Consider the following 7,470-nt stretch of genomic DNA (forward strand, 5'->3'; position numbering starts at 1 on the left):
TTCCAGACAGAACACCGCTTTTTCTGTATAATCTGCTTTTGCGCCTATAGGAATTGCTATGCGTCTTCTCCAAAAAGCACTCACGTTCGATGACGTGCTTCTCGTCCCAGCGTACTCGAATGTTCTGCCTGCCGATACGTCCCTCAAAACTCGTCTGACCCGCAATATCACGTTGAATATTCCGCTGCTGTCGGCGGCGATGGACACCGTGACCGAAGGTCGTCTGGCGATCGCCATGGCGCAAGAGGGCGGCATCGGCATCATCCACAAGAATTTGAATCCGAAGGACCAGGCGCGCGAAGTGGCCAAGGTCAAGCGTTTCGAGGCCGGCGTGCTGCGCGATCCGATCACGATCCCGCCGACGATGAAAATCCGCGACGTCATCAAACTGACCGAGCAGTACGGCATCTCCGGCTTCCCGGTGGTCGAAGGCAAGGAAGTGGTCGGCATCATCACCAACCGCGACCTGCGTTTTGAACAGGAACTGGACGCCGAAGCGCGCGCCAAGATGACCCCGCGCGAAAAGCTGGTGTTCATCAAGGAAAGCGGCGATGGCGCCGACCGTGACGAAGCCAAGCGCCTGATGAACAAGCACCGCCTCGAGCGCGTGCTGGTCGTCAACGACGCGTTCGAACTGCGCGGCCTGATCACCGTCAAGGACATCCAGAAATCGACCGAGCACCCGCTGGCGTCGAAGGATTCGCAAGGCAAGCTGCTGGTCGGCGCCGCCGTCGGCGTCGGCGCCAAGGACGAGGAACGCATCGAGCTGCTGGTCGCCGCAGGCGTCGACGTGCTGGTGGTCGACACCGCCCACGGCCACTCGCAGGGCATCCTCGACCGCGTGAAATGGATCAAGACCAAGTTCCCGCACGTGGACGTCATCGGCGGCAACATCGCCACCGCCGCCGCCGCCAAGGCGCTGGTCGAATACGGCGCCGACGCGGTCAAGGTCGGCATCGGCCCGGGCTCGATCTGCACCACCCGTATCGTCGCCGGCGTCGGCGTGCCGCAGATCACCGCCATCTCCAATGTCGCCGAAGCATTGGAAGGTACCGGCGTGCCATGTATCGCCGACGGCGGCATCCGCTTCTCGGGCGACATTTCCAAGGCGCTGGCCGCCGGCGCGTCGACCGTGATGATGGGTTCGATGTTCGCGGGCACCGAAGAGGCGCCGGGCGAAGTGATCCTGTACCAGGGCCGCTCGTACAAATCGTATCGCGGCATGGGTTCGCTGGGCGCGATGTCGGACGGTTCGGCCGACCGCTACTTCCAGGACGCCACGATGAAGGCCGACAAGTTCGTGCCCGAAGGTATCGAAGGCCGCGTCGCCTACAAGGGCAGCGTGCTGGCGATCATCTTCCAGCTGGTCGGCGGCGTGCGTCAATCGATGGGTTACTGCGGCTGCGCCACCATCGACGAACTGCGCAACAAAGCCGAGTTCGTCGAAATCACCTCGGCCGGCATGCGCGAATCGCATGTGCACGACGTGCAAATCACCAAGGAAGCGCCGAACTACCGTTCCGGCGACTAACCAGTCCTTGCAACGCCGGCTTCCAGTAAGCCGGCGTTTTTCCATTCCAGACCTCTTCTGTAGATATCCATGCATTCTAAAATCCTCATTCTCGATTTCGGCTCCCAAGTCACCCAACTGATCGCCCGCCGCGTGCGCGATTCCGGCGTGTTCTCCGAGGTGTTTCCGTACGACGTCAGCGACGAATTCGTGCGCAACTACGGCGCCGCCGGCGTAATCCTGTCGGGCAGCCACAACTCCACGTTGGACGGCGACTCGCCGCGCGCGCCGCAAGCCGTGTTCGAGCTGGGCGTGCCGGTGCTGGGGATCTGCTACGGCATGCAGACGATGGCCGCGCAGCTGGGCGGTAAAGTGGAAAACGGCCTGGTGCGCGAATTCGGCTACGCCGAGGTGCGCGCGCGCAGCCACACCAAACTGCTCGACGGCATCAACGACTTCGTCACCGACGAAGGCCACGGGATGCTGAAGGTGTGGATGAGCCACGGCGACAAGGTGCTGGAAATGCCGCCGGGCTTCGTCCTGATGGGCAATACGCCTAGCTGCCCGATCGCCGCCATGGCGAACGAAGAGAAGCATTTCTACGGCGTGCAATGGCACCCGGAAGTGACCCACACGGTGCAGGGCAAGGCCATGCTGGGCCGCTTCGTGCACGAGATCTGCGGCTGCAAATCGGACTGGAACATGCCGGACTACATCTCGGAAGCGGTCGAGAAAATCCGCGCGCAAGTGGGCACCGACGAGGTCATCCTCGGCCTGTCCGGCGGCGTCGATTCGTCCGTGGCCGCCGCGCTGATCCACCGCGCCATCGGCGACCAGCTGACCTGCGTGTTCGTCGACCACGGCCTGCTGCGCCTGAACGAAGGCCAGATGGTCATGGACATGTTCGCCAAGAACCTGGGCGTCAAGGTGATCCGCGTCGACGCCGAGGACCAGTTCATGGGCCACCTGGCCGGCGTGGCCGACCCGGAACAAAAGCGCAAGATCATCGGCCGCGAATTCGTCGAAGTGTTCCAGGTCGAATCGGGCAAGCTGGTCAACGCCAAATGGCTGGCGCAGGGCACCATCTACCCGGACGTGATCGAATCGGCCGGCAAGGGCAAGAAGGGCCAGACCATCAAGAGCCACCACAACGTCGGCGGCCTGCCGGAGACCATGAAGCTCAAGCTGCTCGAGCCGCTGCGCGAACTGTTCAAGGACGAGGTGCGCAAGCTGGGCGTCGCGCTGGGCCTGCCGCATGACATGGTTTATCGTCATCCGTTCCCTGGTCCTGGCCTGGGCGTGCGCATCCTCGGCGAAGTGAAGAAGGACTTCGCCGACCTGCTGCGCCGCGCCGACGCCATTTTCATCGAAGAGCTGCGCAACACGCCGTACGAGGCGGTGGTGGTGCCGGGCTTCGATCAGGACAGCGTGCCGACCAACTGGTACGAAGCGACCAGCCAGGCGTTCGCGGTGTTCCTGCCGGTTAAATCGGTGGGCGTGATGGGCGATGGCCGCACGTATGAATACGTCGTCGCGCTGCGCGCGGTGCAGACGCAGGACTTCATGACCGCGCACTGGGCGCACCTGCCGCACGCGCTGCTGGGCAAGGTGTCGAACCGCATCATCAACGAGGTGCGCGGGATTAACCGGGTGGTGTACGACATCTCGGGCAAACCGCCGGCGACGATCGAGTGGGAATGATCTTTAGCCCGGCAGCCGTTGGCAACGCCGGGTAAATGGATGAGACTAAGCCCCTGATTTTCAGGGGCTTTTTTCATTTTGGCTGGCGAGGTCTGGCAAACACGAGCAACGGCGAGCGGATTCTTTTGATGGTAGTCATGATGGTATCGCCAGTTCTGAATCATGATTGGTGCCAACAGATACCATCATGTGCTCTTGCGATGTGATGGTATTTGTGATGGTGTTTTTCGACGTAAGCAATTGGTTTAAAAGGGTATTTCAAAGGGTGAATTAGGGTCTGCGCTTGATGGTATTTTTCTTGAATTTTAGGTAGCAATGGCTGTCTAACGTCTATCAACGAAGAGCCTTAAGTCCCTGATTAATAATCAGAAAAATTGAATCTGATGGTATACGTTGGAGCTCAAATGCTGACGGATGCAAAGCTGAAATCGCTAAAGGCTGCGGAGCGCGACTATAAAGTCGCCGACCGTGACGGCATGTATGTGACGGTGACTCGTTCCGGAGGCATTTCCTTCCGATACAACTATCGCCTTAACGGGCGGCAGGAGACCGTAACGCTGGGGCGCTATGGGGTGGGCGGCATGAGCCTACGGGAGGCGCGGGAGGCGCTTGCAGTGGCACGCAAGGCCGTCAGTGAAGGCCATTCGCCAGCCCGTCAAAAGCAGCAGCTATCCCAGCAGCGGAAGGCGCAGGAATCGTTTTCTGTTTGGGCAGAAAGGTGGCTTGAGAAATACAAGATGGCCGAATCAACGCGCGCGATGCGGCGCTGGACCTACGAACGTGATCTCAAAGGTGCATTCGGTTCGCTACTATTGTCAGAGATCAGCCCGGGCCTACTGCGTGACCTGTGCGACAAGATCGTGGCACGGCAAGCGCCAGCAGTTGCCGTGCACGCGCGCGAGATTGTCATGATGGTGTTCCGCTATGCTGAGTCTCGCGGAGAAAAACACCCCAATCCTGCGGATCAGGTGCCACCATCCTCCATCGCGACGTTCGAGCCTAGAGACCGTACCCTGACGCCCGCAGAGATCAAAATATTCTACAAGTATTTGGACCACACACCATGCGCTGCTCATCTGCGCTTGGCGTGCAAGATGCTTCTTTTGACGATGGTCCGTAAGTCTGAATTGACTGAAGCAACTTGGTCAGAATTCGATTTTGAAAAAGCGTTATGGACGATTCCCGGAGCGCGCATGAAACGGAGAAATCCGCATAACTTGTATTTGTCTCGCCAGGCCATGGATATTTTGATTGCTTTCAAGACTTGCGCCGGCGGCTCACGATATGTCCTACCCTCTAGATACGACCCTGACAGGCCGATGAGTGCGGCAACTTTGAACGTTGTGCTCGCGTCAGTTGCCCAGAATGCTCGTAACGATGGCTGCGAGTTGGATAGCTTTTCGCCACATGACCTGCGGCGCACCGCGTCGACACTGCTGCATGAGGCGGGCTTCAACACTGACTGGATAGAGAAGTGTCTGGCTCATGAGCAAAAGGGGGTTAGGGCTGTATATAACAAGGCGGAGTATGCGGAACAGCGACGGGACATGTTACAGAAGTGGGCGGATATGATTGATACGTGGAGCCACTAAGTTTCGCGAGATAGTTGGACATCCATTAGCGCTGTCGGTTCTTCACGGCTGGTGCATCGGCTTGAGCCCCAGCTTTTTTTTTCGCTTCAATCCACGCATCGATCTCGTCCAGATCCCAAGCAACCAAGCTCTGACTGATTGTGAACCGCCTTGGAAATTCACCACGCTTCTCCATGTCAAGTATGGTGCGTTCCGATAGTGGGACCTTCTGCAGTAATTGTTTCCGCTTTATGAGCACGCGTCCTGGCGTCGTCAGATCTACGGGTGTAAGAGGGCGGAGGCTCATTGTATGTTGCCGATGTAAAGAGTTTGTCCTGCTATAAGAATACCTGCGCTGCCAGCAGCGCAGGACCGCGATATTAGCTACTTGTTGACGGCTCCAGTTTCAGATGTCCACGGCCCGCCTCACCGGCACGCGATCGGTGGGTAGTCTATGTTGATTGGCGCAGTCATCCCTAGCGGATGCGAATGGCTCGGCTAAGGTTTGCCGGTCTTGAAGGGCTTTCCCTAGCGCTGGGCAAAAATTCTTCACGGCCCGTAAGGGCACCGTTTCGCGCAACGAGCGTAGCGGCTCTGGTTCTAAGGAGTAACTGGTGTGCACGAATTGCATATCGGGTTCCAACGCTACGGCAATTGAGTAACCCTCTCCATCCGAACTGAACACGTAGGCGCCGCCTGACCCGCTGCATAGCGCCATGGCCAAGGCGTGGTGCAAGCCCTGCAGGGCAATACGGTCACCGACAATCGCTGCCACGTTATCGAAACGCGCTGGACTCATGAGGTGTAAGGTACGTTCACTCATTTTCCCCTCCGGAATTGCTCTAATCTGTAGTTGAAGAATAGTGTGAGAGCTCAAGAAAATTCTACTCAAATTTTGTCTTATGGCCTAAGTACAAAATACACCCTCTGTGGTGATGGCCTGTGATGCAGATCATGAACTGGTGGGCGCGGAGTGGGACGGCAGCCATGAGGAAATATAGATCCCAACCCGCTGAGCTCTTCCATGCAGCCGGGAGGACTGCCTGTTTACAGGCACTCTTCCGAGTAATGAAGTGGTCACGTTAAGCGCTTGTTGTATTTTGTATGAGATCCACTATAAAAAAGATCTGCCGGTGATTGCCATATTCTGACGCACATCAGGATCGGCGTGAAGAAGTGGAGTTACATAGAGTCTACGCGGCGGAACTGAGCGATTTGAATGGCTTCGTCACACGACGACCTTGTAGAGACCGACCTTGTATCTGTAGTCTGGTCTTTCTAATTTCAGCAAGTGGGGGCAGAATATGACAAGTTATGACTTTTCTGGAACGTTTGTCTCGCGCGATGATCCAATATTCGACGAGATCGTTGCGTCGGCGTACGGTGTCCTGCCGCGCCCGCTTTGCATGTGCCAACCGAGAGGTGTCGAAATGTACGTAGCGCGCGCAGGCGAGCGCTACGTCATCAAGAGGATGCCCGACAGCGGAAGTTCTCACCAGTTGGTGTGTCCGTCTTATGAGTCGCCGCTTGAGTTGTCAGGCATGGGCGAGGTGATGGGAACAGCGATTCAGACCAATCCAGATGATGGTACCACGTCCCTGAAGTTCGACTTCTCCATGTCCCGAAAGGGCGGGAGCGGGCGGGGACAGGCCGCCTGCGGACATGTGGCAGACCAGGTACGCACCGATGGCGCGAAGTTGACGCTGCGTAGCGTCTTGCACTTCCTCTGGAGCGAGGCGGGGTTCCATAAATGGTTTCCGGCGATGGCAGGTAAGCGTTCTTGGCCAGTTATTAGAAAGCACTTGATGGCGGCTGCGCAAGATAAGGTCGTCAAGAATGCACGCCTGAGCGACCTGCTATACATCCCTGAGCCTTTCACTGTTGAGCAGAAGGACGCAATTCAGAGGCGCCGCGCGGCCCTGTTCAAGCAGGCAGGAAAATCCGACAGTGGCATTGGCCAATTCATGCTGTTGTTGGCCGAAGTTAAGGAAATCGGCGAGGCGCGCTTTGGCAAGAAGTTGATCGTTAAGCACGTTCCGGAGTGCGCATTCCTATTGCATGAAGACATAGCCAAGCGACTTGCGACGCGCTTCGCGGGCGAGCTTGAAATGTGGAGCGCGATGAACGACGTTCGTCTCGTCGCGCTTGGTACCTTTAGCGTTAGCTCGAACGGCATCCCAGCCATCGAAGCGATTACGCTTATGCTTACCACCGAACAGTGGATACCAATCGAGAGTGGCGCCGAGAAATCGTTGGTTGACCGGCTGGTTGCGGAAAAGCGTCAGTTTGAGAAGGGGTTGCGTTACAACCTCGCGGTTGATAAGGTCATAGCCAGCGCTGTCCTGGTCGATACGGCGTCTCCTGTCGCGTTGTACGTTGTGTCCGCTGATAAATCGGCCGGCTTCGACCGGGATCTGGATCGTCTGAAGCGTGACAGCAAACTGGCGTCATGGACTTGGGATCCGGCCACCGGGACAATGCCGAATTTTCCGTTGTCCGAGCATATTGACAGTCTGCTTAAATCGCAAGCTACGATACGTTCGTCCGCCGGCTCGACGCCCAGGCCCGTCAATTAATCTCCGGGAGCCGGCTTGAGACTGGTAACATTTTGCTAGGGAAGCGCTGATTTAATCGCCGCCGCAGTGGCCCAAGTGATCTGTAAGCTGTCAAAATAGTGGCTCCTTTCCA

Annotated in this window: 5 protein-coding genes; 4 read left to right on the forward strand and 1 reads right to left on the reverse strand. The window is 57.6% G+C overall.

Annotated elements, in window-relative coordinates:
• Window positions 1-58: 58 nt before the first annotated feature.
• From guaB to AC07P1_RS30135, 3 genes are all read left to right on the forward strand, one after another.
• Window positions 59-1,531, forward strand: coding sequence for an IMP dehydrogenase (guaB, locus tag AC07P1_RS30125; protein ID WP_494699284.1), 1,473 nt, complete (start codon window positions 59-61; stop codon window positions 1,529-1,531).
• Between the two features lie 69 nt (window positions 1,532-1,600).
• Window positions 1,601-3,211: a glutamine-hydrolyzing GMP synthase gene (gene guaA, locus AC07P1_RS30130; RefSeq protein ID WP_494699285.1), complete on the forward strand. Its 1,611-nt coding sequence runs from the start codon at window positions 1,601-1,603 to the stop codon at window positions 3,209-3,211.
• Window positions 3,212-3,615: 404 nt separating this feature from the next.
• Window positions 3,616-4,803: a tyrosine-type recombinase/integrase gene (locus tag AC07P1_RS30135; protein ID WP_494699286.1), complete on the forward strand. Its 1,188-nt coding sequence runs from the start codon at window positions 3,616-3,618 to the stop codon at window positions 4,801-4,803.
• Window positions 4,804-4,828: 25 nt separating this feature from the next.
• Here AC07P1_RS30135 and AC07P1_RS30140 read toward each other — a convergent pair whose 3' ends face one another.
• Window positions 4,829-5,089, reverse strand: a complete 261-nt coding sequence (locus tag AC07P1_RS30140) for a helix-turn-helix transcriptional regulator (protein ID WP_494699287.1) — start codon at window positions 5,087-5,089, stop codon at window positions 4,829-4,831.
• Window positions 5,090-6,086: 997 nt separating this feature from the next.
• Between AC07P1_RS30140 and AC07P1_RS30145 the strand changes: the two genes are divergently transcribed.
• Window positions 6,087-7,358, forward strand: a complete 1,272-nt coding sequence (locus AC07P1_RS30145; protein ID WP_494699288.1) for a DUF1173 domain-containing protein — start codon at window positions 6,087-6,089, stop codon at window positions 7,356-7,358.
• Window positions 7,359-7,470 lie beyond the last annotated feature (112 nt).

The organism is Duganella sp. GW821-FHT07F09 (genome assembly GCF_059418705.1).

What these genes read in the sequence shown, in the direction of transcription:
- guaB (WP_494699284.1), top strand. Translation starts at nt 59, where the DNA reads ATGCGTCTTCTCCAAAAAGCACTCACGTTCGATGACGTGCTTCTCGTC.
- guaA (WP_494699285.1), top strand. Translation starts at nt 1,601, where the DNA reads ATGCATTCTAAAATCCTCATTCTCGATTTCGGCTCCCAAGTCACCCAA.
- AC07P1_RS30135 (WP_494699286.1), top strand. Translation starts at nt 3,616, where the DNA reads ATGCTGACGGATGCAAAGCTGAAATCGCTAAAGGCTGCGGAGCGCGAC.
- AC07P1_RS30140 (WP_494699287.1), bottom strand. Translation starts at nt 5,089, where the DNA reads ATGAGCCTCCGCCCTCTTACACCCGTAGATCTGACGACGCCAGGACGC.
- AC07P1_RS30145 (WP_494699288.1), top strand. Translation starts at nt 6,087, where the DNA reads ATGACAAGTTATGACTTTTCTGGAACGTTTGTCTCGCGCGATGATCCA.